The organism is Streptomyces sp. N35 (assembly GCF_016464295.1).
Taxonomy (GTDB): Bacteria; Actinomycetota; Actinomycetes; order Streptomycetales; family Streptomycetaceae; genus Streptomyces.
In genome coordinates this window covers 65,606-89,682 of sequence record NZ_JAEIMH010000002.1, presented here as the reverse complement: position 1 = coordinate 89,682, position 24,077 = coordinate 65,606, and the positions used below count along the sequence as shown (strand labels likewise).

At 70.1% G+C, this 24,077-nt stretch carries 20 protein-coding genes; 16 read left to right on the top strand and 4 right to left on the bottom strand.

Annotated elements, in window-relative coordinates:
- Positions 1-107 precede the first annotated feature (107 nt).
- Complete coding sequence (locus JAO81_RS01300; RefSeq protein ID WP_374194244.1) at positions 108-1,937, bottom strand: ABC transporter ATP-binding protein; 1,830 nt, start codon at positions 1,935-1,937, stop codon at positions 108-110.
- Positions 1,938-1,945: 8 nt separating this feature from the next.
- A complete protein-coding gene (locus JAO81_RS01295) occupies positions 1,946-3,979 on the bottom strand; it encodes an ABC transporter ATP-binding protein (protein ID WP_199545832.1) in 2,034 nt (677 codons plus the stop codon).
- Positions 3,980-4,187: 208 nt separating this feature from the next.
- Between JAO81_RS01295 and JAO81_RS01290 the strand changes: the two genes are divergently transcribed.
- The 4 genes from JAO81_RS01290 to JAO81_RS01275 all read left to right on the top strand — a co-directional run bounded on the left by JAO81_RS01290 (position 4,188) and on the right by JAO81_RS01275 (position 8,003).
- A complete protein-coding gene (locus JAO81_RS01290) occupies positions 4,188-5,126 on the top strand; it encodes an ABC transporter ATP-binding protein (protein WP_199545831.1) in 939 nt (312 codons plus the stop codon).
- The gene (locus tag JAO81_RS01285; protein WP_199545830.1) at positions 5,123-5,881 is read left to right on the top strand and encodes an ABC transporter permease; all 759 of its coding nucleotides are present in this window, start codon (positions 5,123-5,125) and stop codon (positions 5,879-5,881) included. Before JAO81_RS01290 ends, JAO81_RS01285 begins: the two co-directional genes overlap by 4 nt.
- Before the next feature lie 99 nt (positions 5,882-5,980).
- Positions 5,981-7,366 carry a sensor histidine kinase gene (locus JAO81_RS01280; RefSeq protein WP_199545949.1) on the top strand — a complete coding sequence of 462 codons (1,386 nt, stop codon included), beginning with the start codon at positions 5,981-5,983 and terminating at the stop codon, positions 7,364-7,366.
- Positions 7,353-8,003, top strand: a complete 651-nt coding sequence (locus tag JAO81_RS01275) for a response regulator transcription factor (RefSeq protein WP_199545829.1) — start codon at positions 7,353-7,355, stop codon at positions 8,001-8,003. Before JAO81_RS01280 ends, JAO81_RS01275 begins: the two co-directional genes overlap by 14 nt.
- A gap of 6 nt (positions 8,004-8,009) precedes the next feature.
- On the opposite strand, the gene glgX is transcribed toward JAO81_RS01275, so the two are convergent.
- Positions 8,010-10,250 carry a glycogen debranching protein GlgX gene (glgX, locus tag JAO81_RS01270; protein ID WP_199545828.1) on the bottom strand — a complete coding sequence of 747 codons (2,241 nt, stop codon included), beginning with the start codon at positions 10,248-10,250 and terminating at the stop codon, positions 8,010-8,012.
- Between the two features lie 241 nt (positions 10,251-10,491).
- Here glgX and JAO81_RS01265 point away from each other — a divergent pair, with 241 nt between their 5' ends.
- The 7 genes from JAO81_RS01265 (at position 10,492) to JAO81_RS01235 (ending at position 18,894) form a co-directional block, all read left to right on the top strand.
- Positions 10,492-11,733, top strand: a complete 1,242-nt coding sequence (locus tag JAO81_RS01265) for an Ig-like domain-containing protein (RefSeq protein ID WP_307813104.1) — start codon at positions 10,492-10,494, stop codon at positions 11,731-11,733.
- Positions 11,734-11,998: 265 nt separating this feature from the next.
- The gene (locus JAO81_RS01260; RefSeq protein WP_199545827.1) at positions 11,999-13,258 is read left to right on the top strand and encodes an Ig-like domain-containing protein; all 1,260 of its coding nucleotides are present in this window, start codon (positions 11,999-12,001) and stop codon (positions 13,256-13,258) included.
- A 97-nt stretch (positions 13,259-13,355) separates the two neighbouring features.
- The gene (locus JAO81_RS01255; RefSeq protein ID WP_199545826.1) at positions 13,356-14,123 is read left to right on the top strand and encodes an enoyl-CoA hydratase/isomerase family protein; all 768 of its coding nucleotides are present in this window, start codon (positions 13,356-13,358) and stop codon (positions 14,121-14,123) included.
- A 290-nt stretch (positions 14,124-14,413) separates the two neighbouring features.
- Positions 14,414-14,917: an ATP-binding protein gene (locus tag JAO81_RS01250; protein ID WP_199545825.1), complete on the top strand. Its 504-nt coding sequence runs from the start codon at positions 14,414-14,416 to the stop codon at positions 14,915-14,917.
- A gap of 70 nt (positions 14,918-14,987) precedes the next feature.
- Positions 14,988-16,532 (top strand): choice-of-anchor I family protein, encoded by a 1,545-nt coding sequence (locus JAO81_RS01245; RefSeq protein ID WP_199545824.1) that lies wholly within the window; start codon positions 14,988-14,990, stop codon positions 16,530-16,532.
- Positions 16,533-16,933: 401 nt separating this feature from the next.
- On the top strand, positions 16,934-17,698 hold the full coding sequence (locus JAO81_RS01240; protein ID WP_307813103.1) for a polysaccharide deacetylase family protein: 765 nt from the start codon (positions 16,934-16,936) through the stop codon (positions 17,696-17,698).
- Positions 17,695-18,894 (top strand): YncE family protein, encoded by a 1,200-nt coding sequence (locus JAO81_RS01235; protein ID WP_199545822.1) that lies wholly within the window; start codon positions 17,695-17,697, stop codon positions 18,892-18,894. Before JAO81_RS01240 ends, JAO81_RS01235 begins: the two co-directional genes overlap by 4 nt.
- Positions 18,895-19,029: 135 nt before the next feature.
- Here JAO81_RS01235 and JAO81_RS01230 read toward each other — a convergent pair whose 3' ends face one another.
- Complete coding sequence (locus JAO81_RS01230) at positions 19,030-19,671, bottom strand: GNAT family N-acetyltransferase (RefSeq protein WP_199545821.1); 642 nt, start codon at positions 19,669-19,671, stop codon at positions 19,030-19,032.
- A 91-nt stretch (positions 19,672-19,762) separates the two neighbouring features.
- Between JAO81_RS01230 and JAO81_RS01225 the strand changes: the two genes are divergently transcribed.
- The 5 genes from JAO81_RS01225 to pstA all read left to right on the top strand — a co-directional run bounded on the left by JAO81_RS01225 (position 19,763) and on the right by pstA (position 24,064).
- On the top strand, positions 19,763-20,677 hold the full coding sequence (locus JAO81_RS01225; protein WP_199545820.1) for a MerR family transcriptional regulator: 915 nt from the start codon (positions 19,763-19,765) through the stop codon (positions 20,675-20,677).
- 65 nt (positions 20,678-20,742) lie between these two features.
- On the top strand, positions 20,743-20,958 hold the full coding sequence (locus JAO81_RS01220; protein ID WP_199545819.1) for an EF-hand domain-containing protein: 216 nt from the start codon (positions 20,743-20,745) through the stop codon (positions 20,956-20,958).
- Positions 20,959-21,231: 273 nt separating this feature from the next.
- Positions 21,232-22,215: a PstS family phosphate ABC transporter substrate-binding protein gene (locus JAO81_RS01215; protein ID WP_307813102.1), complete on the top strand. Its 984-nt coding sequence runs from the start codon at positions 21,232-21,234 to the stop codon at positions 22,213-22,215.
- On the top strand, positions 22,212-23,162 hold the full coding sequence (gene pstC, locus JAO81_RS01210) for a phosphate ABC transporter permease subunit PstC (RefSeq protein ID WP_199545818.1): 951 nt from the start codon (positions 22,212-22,214) through the stop codon (positions 23,160-23,162). Before JAO81_RS01215 ends, pstC begins: the two co-directional genes overlap by 4 nt.
- The gene (gene pstA / locus JAO81_RS01205) at positions 23,162-24,064 is read left to right on the top strand and encodes a phosphate ABC transporter permease PstA (RefSeq protein ID WP_199545817.1); all 903 of its coding nucleotides are present in this window, start codon (positions 23,162-23,164) and stop codon (positions 24,062-24,064) included. Before pstC ends, pstA begins: the two co-directional genes overlap by 1 nt.
- Positions 24,065-24,077: the final 13 nt, after the last annotated feature.

Sequence of the window (24,077 nt, the reverse complement as noted above, 5' to 3'; positions counted from 1 at the left end):
GGGGGGTGGGCGGGAAGGGGGAGGGCGTGGGGGGGGGGGGGGGGGGGGCCGGGAAGGCGGCGCCCCCCACCCGCGTCCCCCCTTCGTTCCCAGGGGGAAGCGTTTGCTCAGCTGACGAGGCTGTCCCGCCAGGCCCGGTGCAGATCGGCGAACCGGCCCGTTCCCGCGATGAGTTCGGCGGGCGGGCCGTCCTCGACCACACGGCCGGATTCCATCACGAGCACCCGGTCCGCGATCGCGACCGTCGACAGGCGGTGGGCGATCACGACCGCCGTACGGCCGTGCAGCACCGTCCGCATCGCCTCCTGGACGGCCCGCTCGCCCGGGACGTCCAGCGAGCTGGTCGCCTCGTCGAGGATCAGGACCGCCGGGTCGGCGAGCAACGCGCGGGCGAACGCCACCAGTTGGCGCTGACCTGCGGAGATCCGGCCGCCTCGCTTACGTACGTCCGTGTCGTAGCCGTCGGGGAGCGCCGTGATGAACTCATGCGCGCCGATGGCCTTCGCCGCCCGCTCGATCTCCTCGCGCGTGGCCTCGGGGCGGCCGATCGCGATGTTCTCGGCGATCGTGCCGGAGAACAGGAAGGCCTCCTGGGTGACCATCACGACCCCGCGGCGCAGCTCGGGGACCGCCAGCTCGCGCAGGTCGACGCCGTCGAGCAGGACCTGCCCCTGCGAGGGGTCGTAGAAGCGGGCGAGCAGCTTCGCGAGCGTGGACTTGCCGGCGCCCGTCGAGCCGACCACCGCGACCGTCTGCCCGGCGGGCAGCGTGAGGTCGAAGCGCGGCAGCACCTCGTCGCCGGTGCGGTAGCGGAAGGCCACCGACTCGAACGCGACCGTACGGCCGGGGTGTTCGGACTCAAGGGGCGGCAGCGCCCGCGGCTTCGCGGGCTCGGGGACGGAGGGCGTCTGGGCGAGCAGGCCGGCGATCTTCTCCAGGGACGCGGCCGCCGACTGGTAGGAGTTGAGGAACATCCCCAGCCGGTCGATCGGGTCGTAAAGGCGGCGCAGGTACAGGACGCAGGCCGCCAGGACACCGAGCGCGAGCCCGCCGCCGGCCACCCGGTACGCGCCCCACAGCACGATGCCCGCGACCGCCGTGTTGGCGACCAGACGGGAGCCGATCACATAGCGCGCCATCTCGAGCAGGGCGTCGCCGTTGGTGCGCTCGTGGCGGTGGTTGAGGACCGCGAACTCGTTGTCGTTGGCCTGCTCGCGGCGGAAGGCCCGGACCGGCCGGATCCCGTTCATCGTCTCCGCGAACTTCACGATCACCGCCGCGATCGTCGTCGACCGGCGGCGGAAGATCCGCCCCGCCCGCCGCTGGTAGAGCCGGATGAGCAGATACAGCGGTACGAACGACGCCACCGCCACACCGCCGAGCCCCAGGTCGAGCCAGAGCAGCATCGCCGCGATGTAGACGAACGACAGGATCACCGTGATGAGTTCCTGCAGACCCTCGCTGAGCAGTTCGCGCAGGGACTCCACATCGGTGGTCGAGCGGGAGATCAGCCGACCCGACGTATAGCGCTCGTGGAAGTCGACCGAAAGGGCCTGCGCGTGGCGGAAGATCCGGCCGCGCAGATCGAGCAGCACGTCCTGGTTGACCAGCGCCGAGGAGCGGATGAAGGCGTACTGCAGCGCCGCCGAGCCGAGCGAGCACACGGCGTACGCGGCGGCGATCGCGATCAGCGGACCGTGGTCGCCCCGGCGCAGTGCCGGTACGCCCCGGTCGATGGCGAAGGCCACGAGCAGCGGGCCCGCCTGCACCGCCGCCTGCTGGAGCAGCAGCAGGACGGCCGTGAACGCCACCCGCCCTCTGAGCGGCGCGAGCAGCGAGCGCAGCAGCGCGCCCGTCGCGCCCTCGGGCGCGGGCAGGGCGTCCTGCGCGAAGGGATCGTCCGCCGGCGGTGCGGCGGCAGCGGCCGGCTTGTCCACGGTGGTGGTCAACGGTCCTCCTTCGCGTAGGTCAGGTCGTCGAGGCGGGCCGCGTACGCCGTGTCGTCGGCCTCGTCGTACGCCGTGTCCCCGGCTTCTTCGGCCCCCGACATCAGCCACGCGTATTCCGCGCTGTCCCGCAGCAGTTCCTGATGGGTGCCCACCGCGGTGATCCGCCCGCCGGAAAGGAGCGCCACCCGGTCCGCCAGCAGCACGGTCGACGGGCGGTGGGCGACGACCAGGGCGGTCGTCTCGGCGAGCACCTCGCGCAGCGCCGCCTCGACCAGCGCCTCGGTGTGCACGTCGAGTGCGGACAGCGGATCGTCGAGGACGAGGAAGCGGGGCCGGCCGACCACCGCCCGCGCCAGCGCGAGGCGTTGGCGCTGGCCGCCGGACAGGCTCAGGCCCTGCTCACCGACCTGGGTGTGCACGCCGTGCGGCAGCCGGTGCACGAAATCGGCCTGGGCGACGGCGAGTGCGCGGCGCAGATCGTCGTCCGTGGCGTGCTCGGCGCCCATCAGGACGTTCTCGCCGACGCTCGCCGAGAACAGGGTCGGCTCCTCGAAGGCCACGGCCACCAGCTCCCGCAGCCGCTCGCGCGGCATCGCGGTGATGTCCTCGCCGTCCAGCGTGATCCGCCCGCCGGTCGGTTCGTGCAGCCGCGGCACGAGCGCGGTCAGCGTGGTCTTGCCGCTGCCGGTCGCACCGACGAGCGCCATCGTCTCGCCGGGGCGGATGTGCAGATCGATACGGTCGAGTGCGGGCGGGGAATCGGGGGCGGCGTCGGGATACCTGAACTCGACGCCCGCGAAACGGATTCCGGCACCGGGACCGCCCGCACCGCCTTGGCCGAGGGCCGCCTCTGCGGAGCCGCCCGGGTGGGGCACCTCCGTGGAGCCGCCCGGGTGGGGCACCTCCGCGGAGCCGCTCGGGTGGGCCGCCTCCGTCGACCCGCCCCGGCGGACCGCCTCTGTGGACCCGCCCAGGTGAGGCACCTCCGTGGACCCACTCGGCCGGGCCGTCTCCGAGGACTCCGGCTCCGCGTCGAGCACCTCGAAGTACCGTTGCGTCGCCGTCGCCGCCTCCTGGCTCATCGCGAGCAGGAAGCCGATCGACTCCACCGGCCAGCGCAGCGCGAGCGCGGTCGACAGGAACAGCACCAGCGTCCCGGCCGAGAGCCCGCCGTCCGCGACCTGCACCGTGCCGAGCACCAGGGCCGCCCCGATCGTCAGCTCGGGAAGGAGCACGATCACGGCCCAGATCGCGGCGAGCAGCCGGGCCTTGCCCAGCTCGGTGCCGCGCAGGGTGCGCGCCAGATCGGCGAAGGACTTCGCCTGCGAACGGTGCCGCCCGAAACCCTTGATGATCCGGACGCCGAGCACGCTCTCCTCGACCACCGTGGTCAGATCGCCCACCTGGTCCTGCGCCTGCCGCGCCACCGCCGCGTACCGCCGCTCGAAGAGCGAGCAGACGATCACCATCGGCACCACCGGGACGAGCAGTACAAGCCCGAGAGTCCACTCCTGCGCCAGCAGGATGATCATGCCGACGAGGATCGTCACCCCGTTGACCAGCAGGAACGTCAGCGGGAACGCCAGGAACATCCGCAGCAGCATCAGATCCGTCGTACCGCGCGAAAGCAGCTGCCCCGAGGCCCACTTGTCGTGGAAGGCGATCGGAAGCCGCTGCAGATGCCGGAACAGATCCGCCCGCATCGACGCCTCCACGCTCGCGAGCGGACGCGCCACCAGCCAGCGCCGCAGCCCGAAGAGCCCTGCCTCGGCGAGCCCGAGCAGCAGCAGATACAGCGCGCCGAGCCACACCCCGCCCGGGTCGCGGTCGGCGACCGGACCGTCCACCATCCATTTCAGGACGAGAGGGATGACCAGTCCCACACAGGACGCCACGATCGCCACAAAAGCCGCGGAGAACAGCCGTGTTCGGACCGGCCGGACATACGGCCACAGTCTCAGCAGGGAGCGGACGGCGGAGCGTTCGGGGGGATCGGCGGCGGCTTCAGTGGCGGCAGGTGTAGTGGGCATCAGTACCGAGCCTAGGCTTCACCCCTGACATTCCCCTATCGGTTTTTGGTCGTACGACCGGGAGCGGAACCGAGCGGGACCGAGGGCGACCACCTCGTGCCGAAGGCCGATGAGACCGGTCGGACGACCCCCATCAACCGATCGGCTGATGCCCGGTCGAGCGCGATGGGCGATGTCCGCGAGGGCCCCGCACCGCGACCGTGGAGCCATGCCCCTCATCGAAGTCGCAGACCTGCGCAAGGCCTACGGAGGCCGCCCCGCCGTCGACGGTGTGAGCTTCACCGTCGAGGAGGGCGAGATCTTCGGCATCCTCGGCCCCAACGGCGCGGGCAAGACCACCACCGTCGAATGCGTCGAGGGCCTGCGCGTGCCCGACTCCGGCCGCGTACGCGTCGCGGGCCTCGACCCGATCGCCGACCACGACCAGGTCACCCGGATCCTCGGCGCCCAGCTCCAGGAGAGCGAGCTGCAGGCCAAGCTCACCGTGCGCGAGGTCCTCGAGCTCTACAGCGCCTTCTACGAGCGCCCGGCCGACTGGCGTGCGCTCGCGGAACGCCTCGGCCTCACCGAGAAGCTCACCACCCGCTTCGCCAAGCTCAGCGGCGGCCAGAAGCAGCGCCTGTCCATCGCGCTCGCGCTGATCGGAGGCCCCAGGGTCGTGGTCCTCGACGAGCTGACCACCGGACTCGACCCGCGCGCACGGCGCGACACCTGGCAGCTGATCGAGGAGATCCGCGCCTCGGGCGTCACCGTCCTGCTCGTCACCCACTTCATGGAGGAGGCCCAGCGCCTCTGCGACCGGATCGCCGTGATCGACCAGGGGCGGGTGGCGGCCCTGGACACCCCCTCGGGACTGATCCGCCGCGCCTCCGGCTCGACGGTCATCTCCTTCACGCCGTCGCGCACTCTCGACCCCGCCGACCTGGCCGGACTCCCGGGCACCGCCTCGATCAGCACCGACGGGCGCGACGGCCGGCTCACGGTGAACGGCACCGACGAGACCGTCAACGCCGTGATCACGCTGCTCGCCCGCCACCACATCACCGCCCACCAACTGCGCGTATCCGACGCCACGTTGGACGACGCGTTCCTGGACCTCACCGAAACGGACAGGTCCGGCACCGACCTGAAGGGAGCCTCCGCATGAGCGCGCTCGCCCTCTCCCCGGCCACCGGCGCCGTGCTCAAGGCGGAGTTCACCCTCTTCCGCCGCGAACCCGGCTCCATCTTCTGGATCATGGTCTTCCCGACCGCCCTGTTCGTGCTGCTCGGCTCCATCCCCACCTTCCGCGAGGTCGGCGAGGCCATCCCGGGCCTCAGGCTCGTCGATGTCTACGTACCGATCGCGATCCTCACCGCCCTACTGATGGCCTGCCTCCAGGCCATGCCCCCGGTGATCACCGGCTACCGCGAGCGCGGCATCCTGCGCCGGATGTCCACCACCCCGGTCCGCCCCGCCTCGGTGCTCTCCGCGCAGATGGCGCTGCACGGCGTCGCGGCCCTGGTCTCCGCGGTCCTCTCGGTACTCGTGGGCAAGCTCGTCTTCGACGTGGCGCTCCCGCAGCAGTTCTTCGGATACGTGGTGGCCCTCGGCCTCTCCGTCACCGCGGCGCTCTCCCTCGGCGCCCTGCTCTCGGCCGTCTCCCGTACGTCCAAGGCCGCGAACGCGGTGGGCGCCGCGGCCTTCTTTCCGATGATGTTCAGCGCGGGCCTGTGGATGCCGGTGCAGACCATGCCCGACGTCCTCGCCCGGATCATGGAGCTGCTCCCGTTCGGAGCCGCCGCCCAGGCGCTCGGCGAGGCCGCGGCCGGCGACTGGCCGAGCTGGTCCCACCTGGGTGTGCTCGCCCTGTGGTCGGTGCTGCTCACGGCCGCGGCGGCCCGCTGGTTCCGCTGGGAATGACCGGCAGGCACTGATCCACGGGGAATGGCCGGCCGGATGATCCACGGGGGATGACCGGCCGGCCGGGAAGGAAACGGGCTCGTGCACGAGACTGAGGGCATGCGCGGCACCTGGTACGAGGCGATCACCCGGCGGTCCACGACAGAGCCGGGTGCTTCACCGACCCCCTTGGACGCGGCCGCCGCGCACGACCGGGTCGAGGAGCGCTGGGAGTACCTCCTGCGCTGGGGCCCGTTCGTCCTGCTCGGTGTCTCCGTGGTCCTCACCTTCGGCAGCGCGGCCCAGCTCCTGCCCACGGCCGCCGAACGCCGGGCGGCCGCGGCGCTGTGCCTCGTCGCCCTGCTGCTCGAACTGTGGTGGTCCCGTGCGGGCCGCGGTCACAAGACGCCCACCGCGACAAGCACCGTGTACTACGCGATCCGCTGGGCGGTCGCGTTCGCGCTGTCCTGGCTGAACCCGTTCGCGGCCTTCTACGCCGCGCTCGGCTACTTCGGCGCGGAACGTCTGCTGCCCAGCCGCTGGGTCACGCTGGGCCTGTTCGCCAGCGCGATCACCATCGCCGGTTCGCAGTCCGGTGGTTTCCCGCCGCCGAACGGCGCGCGCTGGTTGCTGTTCGGCGCGATCCTCGCGGTGCATGTCGCGCTCTTCTGGGTCTTCGCCAAGCTCAACACGTACGAGCAGCAGCGCACCGACGTGCAGCGCGCCACCATCGCCGAACTGGAGGACACCAACGCCAAGCTCCAGCAGGCCCTCGACGAGAACGCCGCGCTGCACGCCCAACTCCTCGTCCAGGCAAGGGAAGCAGGCGTCGCCGACGAGCGCCGCCGGCTCGCCGCCGAGATCCACGACACCATCGCGCAGGGCCTGACCGGCATCATCGCCCAGCTCCAAGTCGTCGCCAACACCGACGACCGGGCCCTGGCGCACGAACACCTCGGCCGCGCCGCCGACCTCGCCCGCTCCAGCCTCGGCGAGGCCCGCCGCTCGGTGCACAACCTCGGACCGGCCGCCTTGCGGGACCAGGGCCTGGCGGAAGCCCTGAAGCAGACGGTGGCGGAATGGTCCGCGCGTACGGGCGTACGCGCGGAGTTCACCGTCACGGGCACCGCCGAGCCCCTGCACGACGAGATCGAGGGCACCCTCGTACGGATCGCGCAGGAGGCCCTGTCCAACACGGCCCGGCACGCCGCCGCGACCCGTATCGGCGTCACGCTCTCGTACATGGGCGACGAAGTGGCCCTGGACGTACGCGATGACGGCGCCGGCTTCGACCCCCTCACCATCCCGCAGCGCTCCGGTTCGGGCGGCTTCGGCGTCGACGGGATGCGGGCCCGGGCCGAACGCGTCGCCGGCGCCGTCGAGATCGAGTCCGAGCCGGGCCTCGGCACGGCGGTCTCGGCGCGCGTCCCCCTCGTACGCAAGGACCTGGCCGGTACGGACCGCGCGGCCCGTCCCGTACCGTGGGGTCACCATGACCAGCACTGACGCGACGATCACCCTGCTCATCGTGGACGACCACCCCGTCGTACGGGACGGCCTGCGCGGCATGTTCCTCTCGGCGCCCGGCTTCGAGGTGCTCGGCGAGGCCTCGACCGGCGAGGAGGCCGTCGCGCTCACCGCCGGGCTCGACCCGGACGTCGTCCTGATGGACCTGCGGATGCCCGGCGGCGGGGGAGTGGCCGCGATCGCCGAGCTCGCACGGACCGGCGCCCGCGCCAAGGTCCTGGTCCTCACCACGTACGACACCGACTCCGACACGCTGCCCGCGATCGAGGCGGGCGCGACCGGCTATCTCCTCAAAGACGCCCCGCGCGACGAGCTGTTCACGGCGGTGCGCGCCGCCGCCGAGGGCCGCACGGTCCTCTCGCCCGCGGTCGCCTCCCGCCTGGTCTCCCGGGTGCGCACCCCCGCCCCGGCACCCGGCGGGACCCCGCTCAGCGCCCGTGAGCGGGAGGTCCTGATCCTGGTCGCGCGCGGCACCTCCAACCGGGAGATCGCCCGCGAACTGTTCATCAGCGAGGCCACGGTGAAAACCCATCTCACCCATCTGTACGCCAAGTTGGGCGTGAAGGACCGGGCGGCCGCGGTCGCGGCGGGTTACGACCGCGGCATCCTGGGCTGACCCCGCTCAGTCCGCCACCCGGTGGAGCAGCACACAGCGGGGCGGCACGGTCACCACCGTGCCCGCCTCGTGGAGCGTGCCGGGAGCCTCCGCCTGGTCCTCGCTGTTGGTGTCCAGGACCAGTTCGTACGCGGTGGCCCACGGCGGACCCGGCAGCGTGAAGCTCACCGGGCGGTCCCCGGCGTGCAGGACCACCAGGAAGCTGTCGTCCGTCACCGGCGCCCCGCGCGCATCGCGCCCGGGGATGTCGCGCCCGGACAGATACATCCCGAGCGTCGCGGCCGGCGCATACCAGTCCCGCTCCGTCATCTCCGCGCCGTGCGCCGTGAACCAGGCCAGATCCCGCAGCCCGTCCGCCGAGTGCGCCCGTCCCGAGAAGAACGAGCGGCGGCGCAGCACCGGATGCTCGTGCCGCAGCCGGATCAGCCGCGAGGTCAGCTCGAACAGGGCCTTCCAGCCCGGCTGTTCGAGCAGCGACCAGTCCACCCAGCTGGTCTCGTTGTCCTGGCAGTACGCGTTGTTGTTGCCGCCCTGCGTACGCCCCAGCTCATCGCCCGCGACCAGCATCGGCACCCCGGTCGACAGCAGCAGCGTCGTCAGCAGGTTCCGCAGCTGCCTGCGCCGCAGCGCCTGGATCCGCTCGTCGTCGCTCTCGCCCTCGACCCCGCAGTTCCAGGCCCGGTTGTCGTCCGTGCCGTCCCGGTTGCCCTCGCCGTTGGCCTCGTTGTGCTTGCGCTCGTAACTCACGAGATCCCGCAGCGTGAATCCGTCGTGCGCGGTGATGAAGTTGACCGACGCGTACGGCCTGCGCCCGCCCCACGCGTACAGATCACTCGACCCGGAGAGCCGGTATCCGAGATCCCGTACGTCCGGCAGCGCACCGCGCCAGAAATCCCGTACGGCGCCCCGGTAACGGTCGTTCCACTCCGTCCACAGCGGTGGAAAGGACCCCACCTGATAGCCGCCGGATCCCACATCCCACGGCTCGGCGATCAGCTTCACCCGCCGCAGCACCGGGTCCTGGGCGATCACCGCGAGGAAAGGCGAGAGCATGTCGACATCGTGAAAGGAACGCGCGAGCGCGGCGGCCAGATCGAAACGGAAACCGTCCACACCCATTTCCGTCACCCAGTACCGCAGGGAATCGGTGATCAGCCGCAGGACATGCGGCTGCACCACATGCAGCGTGTTCCCGCAGCCCGTGTAGTCCGCGTACCGGCGCGGGTCGCCCTGCAGCCGGTAATAGCCCCGGTTGTCGATCCCGCGCAGCGACAGGGTGGGCCCCAACTCGCCCGCTTCCGCCGTGTGGTTGTAGACCACGTCGAGGATGACCTCGATCCCGGCGTCGTGCAGCGACCGCACCATGTCCTTGAACTCGCCCACCTGCGCACCGGTCGTCGCACCGGCCGCGTATCCCGCGTGCGGCGCGAAATACCCGATCGAGTTGTAGCCCCAGTAATTCCTGAGGTCCCGCTTCAGCAGATGGTCCTCATGCGCGAACTGGTGCACCGGCAGCAACTCGACCGCCGTCACCCCGAGCCGTACGAGATGGTCGATCGCCGCAGGGTGCCCGAGCCCCGCATACGTACCGCGCAATTCCGCCGGAATTCCCGGATGCCGCTCGGTGAAGCCCTTGACATGCAATTCGTAGATCACCGAATCCGCCCAGGGCGTCTTCGGCCGCCGGTCCTCCGCCCATTCGTCGGGCCCGTCGTCATGGACAACGATTCCCTTGGGCACGAAGGGCGCCGAATCACGGTCGTCGCGCACGGTGTCCGCGACGTGCTGCTCCGGCCAGTCCCGCATATGTCCGTACACCTCGGCCGCCCGGCCGTAGGTGCCGTAATCGCCGTCCACCGCCCGTGCGTACGGGTCGAGCAGCAGCTTCGCCGGATTCCAGCGCGCACCCGTCCACGGATCCCAGCGCCCGTCCACGCGATAGCCATAGCGCTGCCCCGGCTCGACCCCGGGCACGAACCCGTGCCAGATCTCATGGGTCAGCTCGGTCAGCGGACACCTCGTCTCGCGCCCCTGCTCGTCGAAGAGACACAGTTCCACCGCCTCCGCGCCGCCTGCCCACAGCGCGAAGTTGGTGCCGGCCACACCGTCGGGACCGGTCCGAAAGCGCGCGCCGAGCGGCGTCGGCGCCCCCGGCCAGACCGCCCGTGTGGGCAGCGGGCTCTCCCGTCCGCGCCGCGTGGTCCCGCGTACGCCGGTGGCGCCCAGCAGTTCGTCCGCCCGTGTCATCCTCTCCGCTGATTCCTGACGTGGTCCTTGCCGTGCCCCTTGCTGTGCCTCTTGCTCGGGTGCCCTCGACACCTGTCAGCCTCCCGCGGCTCAGCGGTACTCAGCGCGAGGCCGCCCGGCGGTCGCACGGCGTCCCGGCCGCGGTTCCGTCCGTACGGTCCTCGCTGTCTCCCCCCAGTTGTGCCCCCAACCGGCCCCGCACTCACGTTTCCCCAGGAGGGGGCGCGTCGTTGGGGACAACGTGAGACAAAACGACAGGGGCGCCGGCGCCGGCCGGGCCCGGCGCGCGGTACAGGCCCTGACCGCCGCCGTGATCAGCATCGGTCTGCTCGCCGGGTGCTCGGCGGACGGCTTCCGGCTCGACGAGATGCTCGGCAAGGGCGACTCCGAGCCGATCCGGGTCAGCCCGCAGCACGGCGAGCGCGGAGTACGGCCCGAGGAGGGCATCGAGGTCAAGGTGCCCAGCGGGCGCCTGGAGACGGTGCGGGTGGTCAAGTACCAGGACGCACAGGAGTCCCCGGTGCCCGGCCGGATCTCCGAGGACGGCCTGCGCTGGACCCCGGACGACCCCCGGCTCGCGCTCGCCGCGAAGTACGAGGTGGACGCGGTGGCCCTGGACGGCCACGGCCGCCGCTCGGCCCGGCACACGACCTTCACCACCTACGTCCCGGACGAACGCTTCGTGGCGTACGTGAAGCCGGAGAACCGTTCCACCGTCGGCACCGGCATGATCGTGTCGCTCGACTTCAACCGCGAGGTGGAGAACCGGGCGGCCGTCGAGCGCGCGGTGAAGGTGACGGCTCAGCCGCCCACCGACATCGTCGGCCACTGGTTCGGCACCGACCGCCTGGACTTCCGTCCCCGCGACTACTGGAAACCGGGCACGAAGGTCACGGTCGATCTGCATCTGCGCGACGTCGAGGCGGCGCCCGGCGTCTACGGACTCCAGCACAAGACCTTCGCCTTCACGGTCGGCCGCAGCCAGGTCTCCCTGGTGGACGCCGCGGAGCACACGATGGAGGTACGCAGGGACGGAGAGCTCCTGTCCAAGGTGCCGATCACGGCCGGGGCGCCCAAGACCACCACGTACAACGGGAAAATGGTCATCACGGAGATGCTCGAGGTGACGCGCATGAACGGCGCGACCGTGGGCTTCACGGACTCCGACGGCAAGGGCGAGTACGACATCAAGGACGTCCCGCACGCCATCCGCCTCACCACGTCCGGCACCTTCCTGCACGGCAACTACTGGGCCTCGTCGTCCACCTTCGGGCGGGACAACGTCAGCCACGGCTGCGTCGGCCTGCGCGACATCAAGGGCGGCAGCGCGGAAACCCCGGCGGGCTGGTTCTTCGACCGCTCCCTGATCGGCGACGTCGTCGAGGTCACGGGCTCCAAGGACAAGACGGTCGCACCGGACAACGGCCTTGGCGGCTGGAACATGTCGTGGCAGCAGTGGAAGAAGGGCTCGGCGTTGAGGTAGCTCCACTTCCAGCCCCTGCGGCGCTTGAGCAGATCCGAACGAAGTTCGGATGCGGGGGTCCGGGGGCGAAGCCCCCGGTTTCGGGAAGGGGCGGGGTGGGGGTAAGAAATCCCCGCCCCGCCCCCGCAGTTGGGACGGAACAGTGACAACCCGAGTGAGCCACCCCACAAGCCCGTGTGATAACCCTTGCGCATAGGTGCGCGACGAGCACGCGCGCAGCCAGGGGAGCGGGGCCTGACCAGGCCATGCGAGGGGAGAACGACAGGTGAACGGGCGACCGATATCGGGGGCATCGGTTGATGCACGGCGACACCGCGCCAGGGGCCGGCTGGCCCTGATCACGGGCGCGCTGCTGCTCGCGGTCACCGCCTGCGGCGGCGGCGGTGACGACGGCGGAACCAAGGACGACAAAAAGGGCGGCTCCGACAAGGCGAAGGCCAACACGCCTTCGGTGGCCGTGGTCGACATAGCCCCCAAGGACGGTGCCAAGGACGTCGCCACGAGCGGCGCCCTGAAGATCACCGCCGACAAGGGCAAGCTCACCGACGTCAAGGTCGAGGACACCAAGGGCAGGGAGATACCCGGCGAGATAGCCAAGGACGGCGCCAGCTGGAAGCCGGAGAGCCACCTTGCCGCCGCCACGAAGTACAAGGTGCACGCCACGGCCAAGGACTCCGAAGGCCGTGCGTCCGCCAAGGACATCAGCTTCACGACCCTCACCCCGAAGAACACCTTCGTGGGTCACTTCACGCCCGAGAACGGTGACAAGGTCGGCGTGGGCATGCCGGTCTCGCTGAACTTCACGCGCGGCATCACCAAGCCCGACGCCGTCGAGGACGCCATCGAGGTCACCGCCGAACCCGCCGTCGAGATCCGGCACAAGTGGTACGGCAACGACCGCCTCGACTTCCGCCCCGAGGAGTACTGGAAGCCCGGCACCAAGGTCACCGTGAAGCTCAACCTCGACGGTGTCGAAGGCCGGCCGGACGTCTACGGCTCGCAGGTCAAGTCCATCACCTTCACCATCGGGCGCTCGCAGGTCTCCACGGTCGACGCCAAGTCCAAGAAGATGACGGTCGAGCGCGACGGCAAGGTCGTCAAGACCATCCCGATCACCACCGGCGCCCCGGCCACCCCCTCGTGGAACGGCCAGATGGTCATCACCGAGAAGCACAAGGTGACCCGGATGAACGGCGCCACGGTCGGTTTCACCGACAGTGAGGGCGAGGGCGAGTACGACATCAAGGACGTGCCGCACGCGATGCGTCTGTCGGCTTCGGGCACGTTCATCCACGGCAACTACTGGGCGAGCTCCTCCACCTTCGGTTCCGCCAACGTCAGCCACGGCTGCGTCGGTCTGCGCGACGTCCGCGGCGGCTACGACGGCAAGACGCCGGCCGCCTGGTTCTACGACCAGTCGATGATCGGCGACGTGGTGACCATCAAGAACTCCAAGGACGACACCATCGACTGGTTCAACGGCCTCAACGCCTGGAACCTGGCGTGGGACAAGTGGGAGAAGTAGACCTCGAGTAGTCTCCCGCCCCTGACGTGACCATGGGCCCGGTGCTGTGACCAACAGCACCGGGCCCACGTGCGTGAACGGCCGCTAACCTCCGTACATGACCGTCTCTCTCGAAGTCACCGCAGGTGTGGGCACGATCCGTCTGGACCGCCCGCCGATGAACGCTCTCGACGTCGCCACCCAGGACCGTCTCAAGGAGCTCGCCGACGAGGCCACCGCCCGTGACGACGTACGGGCCGTCGTGGTCTACGGCGGCGAGAAGGTGTTCGCGGCCGGTGCGGACATCAAGGAGATGCAGGCGATGGACCATGCCGCGATGGTCCTGCGCGCCCGCGATCTGCAGGACGCGTTCACCGCCGTCGCCCGTATCCCCAAGCCCGTCGTCGCCGCCGTCACCGGCTATGCGCTCGGCGGCGGCTGCGAGCTGGCTCTGTGCGCCGACTACCGCATCGCCGCCGACAACGCCAAGTTCGGCCAGCCCGAGATCCTGCTCGGCCTGATCCCGGGCGCCGGCGGCACCCAGCGCCTGTCGCGCCTGATCGGCCCGTCCCGCGCCAAGGACCTGATCTTCACCGGCCGCATGGTCAAGTCCGACGAGGCGCTCCGACTCGGCCTGGTCGACCGTGTGGTGCCCGCCGCCGAGGTCTACGAGCAGGCGCACACTTGGGCCGCGAAGCTGGCCCAGGGTCCGGCCATCGCGCTGCGCGCGGCGAAGGAGTCGGTCGACCGCGGCCTGGAGACCGATATCGACACGGGTCTCGCCATCGAGCGCACCTGGTTCTCGGCCCTGTTCGCCACCGAGGACCGCGAGCGCGGGATGCGCAGCTTCGTCGAGGAGGGCCCGGGCAAGGCGAAGTTCGTCTGAGCGCCAAGTCACCGCAGGGCACGCCGAGTTGACACGCATGGGGGTGAGTCGTAGCCGTCGCTCACCCTCACGCCCGGCTTATGTCAACCTTAAGAGCGCCTTAAGACTGCCTTGGCCAGAACTCTGGGTGATCTCTTGAGAGCGGGGTGTCATCGCAGGTCACACCCGGCGCCATGGCACCTTAAGTGCCGTAGGCATATGCCGAATGCGCCCTGCGGAACCATCCATTCCGCGATGTGACTTCTCGCGTAAGGGCTCCAACAGGCGCCGCCTGAGGCCATGATGGGGGCATGGCGGGGCTGGAGGGCAGCGAACAGACACGGCGACACGGCGGCGTGACCGTGTCCCGGTGGTCTCCTGCCGTAGAGGACGAACGGGCCCTGAAAGCCCTGGAGTTGTTCGGGAACCCGACGGAGGACGAAGTCCCGCTGCCCTCCCGGCCCGAGTCGGCCGGCACCGCGCGCCGGCTCGCCCAGATCGTCGTCCTGCGCCACTGGGGCCTTTCCCCTCAGGTGGCCGAAGCGGTCGTGCTGCTCGTCTCCGAACTCGTCGGAAATGCCGTACGGCACACGGGAGCCCGGGTGTTCGGCTTACGCATGCTGCGCCGGCGCGGCTGGATCCGGATCGAGGTCCGCGACCCCTCGCGCGGACTGCCCTGTCTGATGCCCGTCCATGAGATGGACACCAGCGGCCGCGGTCTCTTCCTGGTCGACAAGCTCTCCGACCGCTGGGGCGTGGATCTCCTGCCGCGCGGCAAGACCACTTGGTTCGAGATGCGCATCGCGGACCGCTGACAGCCTTCCGGCCTCCTGGACAACACCCGCAGTTCCCCTCCGGTTCAGCCACCGCCTGCACGATGCGCCCATGCGAATCACCCGGCGCGCGGCCCGCGTCTTTCTGGCCGCCCTTCTCGTCTCGTCCCTCACCGCCGTGGCGGCCCCCGCAGGTTCCGCCCCCTCCGCGGGGCACGGGGATCGCGGACACGGCCGGCATATCGAGCTCAGACATCTGTCGACGTTCACCTCGGCAGCCGCCGAGATCGTCGCGTACGACAAGAAGTCGCGGCGCGCCTTCGTCACCGGCGCCGACACCCGCACGCTCGACATCGTCGACGTCCGCGACCCCGAAGCCCCGCGCCGGGTGCGGACCGTCGACCTCTCCGCGTACGGCGACGGCGCGGTCACCAGCGTCGCCGCGTACGACGGACTGATAGCCGTCGCCGTCGAGACCGCCGACGCCGCCGAACGCGGCAAGGTCGTCCTGATGCGTCCCGACGGAGAGGTGCTGCGCGCGCTGCCCGCCGGCCACGGCCCCGACATGGTCACCTTCAGCAAGGACGGCGACACCGTCCTGGTGGCCGACGAGGGTGAGCCCGGCGGCTATGCGGCGGGCGACACCGACCCCGAGGGCAGCGTCACCCTGGTCGACCTCTCCCGCGGCTGGCAGCGCGCGAGCGCGAGGACCGCCGACTTCCGCGCGTACAACCACCGCCGCCTCGACGCGAGTGTGCGCATCAGCGGGCCCGGCGCGAGCGTCGCGCAGGACCTGGAGCCGGAGTACATCACCGTCGACAAGCACTCCCGCAAGGCGTACGTGACCCTGCAGGAGAACAACGCCGTCGCCACCGTCGACCTGCGCACCGGCAAGGTCACCGACCTCGCGGGCCTCGGCCACAAGGACCACTCCGCGCCCGGCAACGGCCTGGACACCAGCGACAAGGACGGCGCGATCAACATCGCCACGCGTCCGCTGCTCGGCGTCTACATGCCGGACGCGGCCGCCGCGTTCGAGCGCCACGGCCGTACGTACTACGTGGTCGCGAACGAGGGCGACGCACGCGAGTACGGCGATTACGCAGACCTCACCCGCCTCGCCGGCCTCGACCCGGCGCTGCTGCCCGAGGGCTTCGACCCCGCGCTGCTCGACGACAAGGAGATGGGCCGCCTCGACGTCCTCAACTCCACGCCCGCCAAGCCCGGCGGCCCGCTCTACGTGCCCGGCGGGCGCTCGTTCTCGATCCGTGACGCCGAGGGACGCCTCGTCTGGGACAGCGGCGATCTCCTCGAGCAGCTCACCGCGAAGATCGACCCGGCGAACTTCAACGCCGAGGGCGAGGGCGACTGGGACAAGCGCAGCGACAACAAGGGCCCCGAGCCCGAGGGCCTGACGGTCGGCGAGGTCGACGGCCGTACGTATGCCTTCGTCCTCCTGGAGCGCACCGGCGGTGTGATGACCTTCGACATCACGGACCCGCGCGCGCCCCGCTTCAAGGGCTGGACCCGCACCGCGGGCGACGCCTCGCCCGAGGGCGTCAGCTTCGTCCCCGCGGCCGCCTCGCCCACCCGTGAGCCGCTGCTGCTCGTCGCGAACGAGGGCAGCCAGACGACCTCGACGTACGGGATCCGCTGACCGCGACACCGGCGGCACGCGGACATGCAGAAGCCCCCATCGCGCCGGGGGTGACGGCTCCAGGGGGCTTCTGCGTGCACCGCGGATCTTCGGGGGGTGTGATCCGCGGTCGTATGGCGATTGCTCGGGTCAATGGGCATCGCGTGCCTCCGACTATGGCAGACGGGCGGTCTCCAAGCCAAAGGTCCTTACTCGGACAATACCTGCCAAACATGAACGATTCGAAGATTAATCTTTGGTGATCTGGAGCACTGACCTTGTAAACAGCGGCTAAATAAGCGCTGTGCAAACGCTTCGGCGGCGCGAGAGGGCGGGTGAGGGCTCAGGGACGGGCGACCCGCGACAGTCCCGAATTGGGTCAATCATTACCTTTTATGCGATAGCCCCTTTAAATGGGCGCCGTGACCACCGACCGCCGCGGTGCTCTGCGCGCCGCAGCCCTGCTCGCCCTCACCGGCCCGCTCGCCACCGCCTGCTCGGCCGACGGGCCGGACCGCGCACGGGCGCCCGAGCCCCGTCCCTCGGCCCCGCCCCCGGCGCCCGGGCCGCGCCGCTTCCCGGGCCTGCCCGCGCAGATCGAGCACGGCCCACGGAACAAGCCCCGCGTCGCGCTCACCTTCCACGGCCAAGGCGATCCGCGGATCGCCCGGCAGCTGCTCACCCAGGCCGAGAAGGCCGGCGCCCGCGTCACCGTGCTCGCCGTCGGCAGCTGGCTCGACCGCTATCCGGAGCTCGCCCGCCGCATCCTCGACGGCGGCCATGAACTGGGCAACCACACCCTGCGCCACCTCGACATCAACCAGCTCTCCGAGGCCGAGGCGTTCGCCGAGATCACCGGCTGCGCGGACCGCCTGCGCCGTCTGACCGGTTCGATCGGCACCTGGTTCCGGCCCTCCCGTACGCAGCACGCGAGCCCGCTCGTACAGAAGCTGGCCCGCAGGGCCGGCTACCCGCACGTCCTGTCATACGACACGGACTCCCTGGACTTCACCTCGCCCGGCGCCCAGGCCGTGGTCCGCGCCATCACCTCCACGGTGCGCGGCGGATCCGTGGTGAGTCTGCACTTCGGGTACGCGGACACGGTCGCCGCGCTCCCGGCCGTCCTGGAAGAACTCGCCCGCCGCGAACTGACCGCGGTGACCACCACGGAGCTGCTGACCTCATGAAACCCCTCGCCCTGCGCACCACGAAAAGAACCCGCGTACTGGCCGGCGGCGTCCTCGCCGCCTCGGTCGTCCTCGCGGCCTGCGGCTCGCCCGAGCAGTCCGTCCACGAGAAGGCCGCCGCACAGCAGGCCGCGCTCAAGCCGGCCGGGCCCAAGCCGGTCTACGGGCTGCCCGGGATGCCGCCGGTGGAGAACCCCAAGGACATCTACGCGGCGAACCGGGCCGGCAACCTCTCGCCGTTCATGAAGAAGGTCAAGGAACGGATCTACGTCCCGAACACCAACTCCAACACGGTCTCGGTGATCGACCCCGCTTCCTTCCAGGTGGTCGACACCATCGAGACCGGTACCCAGCCGCAGCACGTCGTGCCCTCCTGGGACATGAAGACCCTCTGGGTCAACAACAACCGCGGCCACACGCTCACCCCGCTCGACCCGCTGACCGCCAAGCGCAAGGCGCCGGACGTCGAGGTGCACGACCCGTACAACCTCTACTTCACGCCGAACGGCAAGAGCGCCATCGTGATGGCCTCGCTCGACCGCGAGATCGTCTTCCGCGACCCGCAGACGATGAAGCGCCAGCACACCGAGCCGGTGAGCTGCTACGGCGTGAACCACGCCGACTTCTCGCTCGACGGCCGCTACTTCATCGTGTCCTGCGAGTTCTCCGCCGAACTCCTCAAGGTCGACACGGAGTCGAAGAAGGTCATCGGGCAGATGAAGCTGCCCTTCGAGGGCGCGATGCCGCAGGACGTGAAGATCTCGCCGGACGGCAAGACCTTCTACATCGCCGACATGATGGCCCACGGCATGTGGGTCCTGGACGGCGAGAAGTTCACCACGCCCAAGCTCATGCCGACCGGCAAGGGCTGCCACGGTCTCTACATCTCCCGCGACTCCAAGGAGATGTACGTCCCCAACCGCGGCGAGGGCTCGATCTCGGTCTTCGACTTCGCGAGGAACAAGCTCACCAAGAAGTGGTGGCTGCCCGACGGCGGCTCCCCGGACATGGGCGGCGTATCGGCGGACGGCAACGTCCTGTGGCTGTCGGGCCGTTACGACAACGAGGTCTACGCCATCGACACGCACAGCGGCGTCCAGCTGGCCCGTATCCCGGTCGGCGGCGGTCCGCACGGGCTCGCGGTCTACCCGCAGCCGGGCCGCTACTCCCTCGGCCACACCGGAATCTTCCGCTGACCTGACCTGACTGCCCTGACCTCGCAAGGCCCCGGAACCCACGGGGCGCGGCCGCTACGCGGGGGCGCCCCCGCCCGGTTCTGCTTTTGTGCGGGGCATTGCGCGGGGGCTTGTACGGGGCTCTGTGCGGGGGCGTCAGGGCGCGAAGAACAGTGCCTCCGAAGCCACCGCCTTGTACCCCGCCGCCTGGAACGTCCGCACACTGCGCGCATTGCCCGGCGACTGCTGCGCCCACACCACGGCATCCGCCGGTACGAGATGACGCGCCGCGACCGCGAGCTGCCGGCCGAGACCCCGGTGGCGTACGTCCTCGTCGACCTCGACCGACACCTCCCAGCGCCCCGCGAGCCCGCGCCCGAGCGCCAGCAGACCGCCGTCGGTCGTCCACACGCGTACATCGTCGCGGCGCTTGCGGGCGTACACCACCCGCGGATGGTCCTGATCCTCGATCTCCCGCAGCGGGAGCGGGAGTTCACCGCTCAGCGGCGTCGCCACCGTCATCAGGTCGATGGTGTCCGTGCGCCGGCCCGTCCGCTCCATGAACGCCGCGAGGAAGCGCGGGTTCATCGTGGCCGCGAGGGCGTCGCAGTCCATGGCCGCGAGCGTCTCGCGCACCCAGTCCGGGTCCTCGTCGGTGAACACCACCGAGTGGGCCGTGAACGCGAGGACCCCCGCGTCCCGCGCGTTCGGCTGCGGCAGGATCGTGGTCGTGCCGTCCGGTGCGGGAAACCGGCCGGCCGCCGCGGCGGCGAGCACCTCGGCAAGTGCGCTGCTCATCTTCGTACCCCCATTGAATCGACCCCCACGAGCAAACCCGTCGGAACGAACGCTTGAGTCTCCACCCACTGGAAGGCACAGACTCCTCTTCATGATCCACGAAGGCCCGGAGCTGCTCACCATCGGGCAGCTCGCCCGCCGCACCGGACTCCCGGTGCGCACCATCCGCTACTGGTCCGACGTCGGCGCGCTGCCCGTGGTTGACCGCTCCGAGGGCAACTACCGGCTCTACGACGCCGAGTCCGTGGCCCGCCTCGCACTCATCCGCACGCTGCGCGACCTGGGTCTCGGCCTGGACGACGTACGCGCCGTGGTCGGCGGGGAGATCACCGTGGCCCAGGTGGCGGCGCGGCATGTGAGCGCGCTCGACGCGCAGATCCAGAGCCTCAAGGTGACCCGGGCCGTGCTCACGACCGTCGCCAAGCGCGGCTCGACCGCGGAGGAGATGACCCTGATGAACAAGCTGGCCCGACTGAGCGCCGCCGAACGGGCGCGCATCATCGACGAGTTCACCGCCGAGGTGTTCGGCGGGCTCGACACCACCGACCCCGACATCGGCACGCGGCTGCGGTTCGGCATCCCCGATCTGCCGGACGATCCCACGGCCGAGCAGGCCGACGCCTGGGTGGAGATGGCGGAGCTGCTGCAGGACCCCGGGTTCCGGGTCTCGATGCGCCAGGTGATCGAGTTCGACGCGGCGGGACGTACCGCCGAGACCCCGGCCGGCACCTCGCTGCGGTTCATGAGCCGGCTCGTCCAGCTCGCGGGCGACGCCCGCAGCCGCGGTGTGGCACCCGAATCGGACGGGGCGCGCGAGGCGCTCGGTGACCTGCTCGGGGACGCGGACCGGGCCGCGGTCCTTGCGTGGATCCGGTCGGCGGACGCGGCCCGGGTGCCCCGGCTCAGGGAGCTGATCGCCCAGGTGCGCGGGATGGGGGCGGCCCCGCACTACCAGGAGGAGTTCACCTGGGTCGTGGCCGCACTCGAGGCCGAGCTGTCCCGCTGACGGGCGCGGACGACCGGGTAGTTAATCTGACCGGGTCAATTCAGCACCAAGAAGGGGTGGAAGGCATGGCCGACATCGAGGCGGCACGCGCGCAGTTCGACCGGATCGACATGGACGGTGACGGTCTGATCACCGCCGCGGAGTTCAAGAGGGCGCTCGCTCAGGGCGGCGACTGGAACGTCACCGAGTCGGTCGCCCAGGCCGTCATCAACGCCAAGGACCTCGACGGCGACAAGAAGCTCTCCTTCGACGAGTTCTGGGGCCACCTCAACAAGGCCTGAGGCACCTCGCGCGCCGGTGCCCCGCGGGGGTGCACCGGCGCGCTTGTCCTGCGCCCCTGGCGCCCCAACTTCCCCGCCTCCCCACGCAGTTCACGCCCACGAGATCCAGCTCGCCATTCGAGCGCCTGCGTTCATATCCTTCCGCGCCCGCGTACACCGCGCGTTCACCGCCGAGGACTTCCATCCTTGGTGTCCTGACCGCGAGCCCACCCCCACAGGGGCGCCGGTCCACGCCGCCGGGCAGCTGCCCGGCCGACGCGAGGGTCGTTACTCGTGAACACTTCCACTGCGCTGCGCCGGGCCAGGACTCCGCTGGCCCTCACCGCCGCCGTACTGCTCGCCGCGACCGCCTGTGGCGGGGAGGACGCCGGAGGTGGCGGCGGCGACGGCAAGGACGGCGCCCTGAAGGGCAATATCCGTATCGACGGCTCGTCCACCGTCGCCCCGCTGTCCTCCGCCGCCGCCCAGCTCTTCCAGGCCGAGAACTCCGGGGTCAAGGTCACCGTCGGCACCTCGGGCACCGGGGGAGGCTTCGAGAAGTTCTGCGCCGGCGAGACCGATATCTCCGACGCCTCCCGTCCGATCAAGGACGAGGAGAAGTCCGTCTGCGACGGCAAGAAGATCGGGTTCGAGGAGTTCCAGGTCGCCAACGACGGCCTCTCCGTCGTCATCAGCAAGGAGAACGACTGGGCCGAATGCCTCACCGTCGACCAGCTCAAGAAGATGTGGGAGCCCAAGTCGAAGGTGAACAACTGGAACCAGATCGACCCGAAGTTCCCCGACGAGAAGATCGAACTGTTCGGGCCCGGCACGGATTCGGGCACCTTCGACTACTTCACCGATGCCGTCAACGGCGAGGAAGGCGCCTCGCGCACCGACTACTCGCCGAGCGAGGACGACAACGTCATCATCCAGGGCGTCTCCGGCTCCAAGGGCGGCCTCGGCTACTTCGGTCTCTCCTACTACGAGGAGAACAAGGACAAGCTGAAGCTGGTGAAGATCGACGGCGGTGACGGCTGTGTCGAACCCACCACCGAGACAGTCCAGGACGGCACGTACAAGCCGCTGTCCAGGCCGCTGTTCATCTACCCGAAGGCCAGTGCGCTCGACAAGCCGGAGGTCGAGGCGTTCGTCGAGTTCTACGTCGAGAAGCACGCCGAGATCGCCGAGAAGGCGCTCTTCGTCCCGCTGAACACAGAACAGGAGACCAAGCTGAAGGCGGCGCTCGACAAGCTGCGTGAACAGCACACGTCATGAGCGTCCCCCGGCAGAGGCCACGGTCCGCTTCGGGAAGTCCCGGCTTCCTGAAGCGGTCCCAGCCGCGCTACGGCGAGAAGGCCATCAAGGTCCTCCTGGTGGCCGCCGCGCTCGTCTCGGTCCTGACCACCGTCGGGATCGTGATCGCGCTCGTGCCGCCGACCAGCGACTTCTTCAGTGAGATCGGCATCGGGGAGTTCCTCACCGGCACCGAATGGTCGGCCCTGTTCAACCCGCCCGAGTTCGGAGTGCTCCCGCTGGTCGGCGCGACCCTGCTCATCACCCTGATCGCGCTGGCCGTGGCCGTGCCGCTGGGCCTCGGCGCGGCGATCTACCTCAGCGAGTACGCGAGTTCCCGTACGCGTACGGTCTTCAAGCCGGTCCTCGAAGTGCTCGCCGGAATCCCGACCGTCGTCTACGGCTTCTTCGCGCTGAAGGCGATCACCCCCTTCCTGCGCGACAACTGGTGGTTCGACCAGCCCCCGCAGATCTTCAACGCCCTCTCGGCCGGCTTTGTCATGGGCATCATGATCATCCCGACGGTCGCCTCGCTCTCCGAGGACGCGATGGCCGCGGTGCCGCACGCGCTGCGCGACGGCGCCTTCGCGCTCGGCTCCTCGCGGATGCAGGTCTCCACCCGGGTCGTCTTCCCGGCGGCGCTCTCCGGGATCGTGGCGGCGATCGTCCTCGGGATCTCGCGCGCCATCGGCGAGACGATGATCGTCGCGATCGCCGCGGGACTGCGGCCCCAGCTCTCCTGGAACCCGCTCGAAGGCATGCAGACCATGACGGCCTTCATCGCGGCCGCCGGCATCGGCGACGTCCCGGTCGGCTCCACCGGCTACAAGACCATCTTCGCGGTGGGCTCGCTGCTCTTCGTGATGACGCTGGTGATGAACCTGATCAGCATCCGTCTCGTCCGCAAGTACCGGGAGGTGTACGAGTGATGGCCGCCCCCGTCCTCGAGCACGACGCCCCGCCCGGGGTCCCGCGCCTGAAGGGCCGCGGCACGCCGTGGCGCGAACGGTTCTTCCGCCTGAGCCTGTGGGCCTCGCTGGCAGTCGGCGTGATCTTCCTCGCTGGCCTGCTGATCTACGTGGTGTACGAGGCGTGGCCGCGCCTCGACTCCCGTATCTGGACGAACTTCCCCGACATCATCGACCCCACCAACGCCGGTGCGCAGTCAGCCATCATGGGCACGATCTGGGTGATCGCGTTCACCGCGCTCTACTGCCTGCCGACCGGCATCCTCGCGGCGATCTACCTCGAGGAGTACGCCGATCCGGAGCGCTGGTGGAACAAACTCATCGAGATCAACATCCAGAACCTCGCCGCCGTGCCGTCGATCGTCTACGGGATCCTCGGACTCGGCGTGATCTCCCGGGGCCTCGGCTTCGGCCAGACCGTCCTCACCGCGTCCCTGACGCTCTCGCTGCTCGTCCTGCCCATCGTGATCATCGCCTCGCGCGAGGCGATCCGGGCCGTACCGCAGTCCATCCGCCAGGCCTCGCTCGCCCTCGGCGCCACCCAGTGGCAGACGGTCCGGCGCCAAGTGCTGCCCGCGGCCGTACCCGGCATGGCGACCGGCTCGATCCTGGCCCTGTCGCGGGCGATCGGCGAGGCGGCGCCCCTGCTGCTGCTCGGCGGGCTGACCTTCATCACCTTCAACCCCACCGGAATCCAGAGCCAGTTCACGGTCCTGCCGATCCAGATCTTCAACTGGATCAGCCAGTCGCGCGCCGAGTTCGTCTCGCTCGCCTCAGCGGCGATCGTGATCCTCCTGGTCATCCTGCTCGCCATGAACTCCCTGGCCATCTGGCTGCGCAACCGCTACGCCCGCAGGTGGTGAGCGCCATGTCTCC

Bases quoted from the DNA above. Each gene is read 5' to 3' on its own strand.
- JAO81_RS01295 (WP_199545832.1), bottom strand. From the start codon at position 3,979: ATGCCCACTACACCTGCCGCCACTGAAGCCGCCGCCGATCCCCCCGAA.
- JAO81_RS01290 (WP_199545831.1), top strand. From the start codon at position 4,188: ATGCCCCTCATCGAAGTCGCAGACCTGCGCAAGGCCTACGGAGGCCGC.
- JAO81_RS01285 (WP_199545830.1), top strand. From the start codon at position 5,123: ATGAGCGCGCTCGCCCTCTCCCCGGCCACCGGCGCCGTGCTCAAGGCG.
- JAO81_RS01280 (WP_199545949.1), top strand. From the start codon at position 5,981: ATGCGCGGCACCTGGTACGAGGCGATCACCCGGCGGTCCACGACAGAG.
- JAO81_RS01275 (WP_199545829.1), top strand. From the start codon at position 7,353: ATGACCAGCACTGACGCGACGATCACCCTGCTCATCGTGGACGACCAC.
- glgX (WP_199545828.1), bottom strand. From the start codon at position 10,250: ATGACACGGGCGGACGAACTGCTGGGCGCCACCGGCGTACGCGGGACC.
- JAO81_RS01255 (WP_199545826.1), top strand. From the start codon at position 13,356: ATGACCGTCTCTCTCGAAGTCACCGCAGGTGTGGGCACGATCCGTCTG.
- JAO81_RS01250 (WP_199545825.1), top strand. From the start codon at position 14,414: ATGGCGGGGCTGGAGGGCAGCGAACAGACACGGCGACACGGCGGCGTG.
- JAO81_RS01245 (WP_199545824.1), top strand. From the start codon at position 14,988: ATGCGAATCACCCGGCGCGCGGCCCGCGTCTTTCTGGCCGCCCTTCTC.
- JAO81_RS01235 (WP_199545822.1), top strand. From the start codon at position 17,695: ATGAAACCCCTCGCCCTGCGCACCACGAAAAGAACCCGCGTACTGGCC.
- JAO81_RS01230 (WP_199545821.1), bottom strand. From the start codon at position 19,671: ATGAGCAGCGCACTTGCCGAGGTGCTCGCCGCCGCGGCGGCCGGCCGG.
- JAO81_RS01225 (WP_199545820.1), top strand. From the start codon at position 19,763: ATGATCCACGAAGGCCCGGAGCTGCTCACCATCGGGCAGCTCGCCCGC.
- JAO81_RS01220 (WP_199545819.1), top strand. From the start codon at position 20,743: ATGGCCGACATCGAGGCGGCACGCGCGCAGTTCGACCGGATCGACATG.
- pstC (WP_199545818.1), top strand. From the start codon at position 22,212: ATGAGCGTCCCCCGGCAGAGGCCACGGTCCGCTTCGGGAAGTCCCGGC.
- pstA (WP_199545817.1), top strand. From the start codon at position 23,162: ATGGCCGCCCCCGTCCTCGAGCACGACGCCCCGCCCGGGGTCCCGCGC.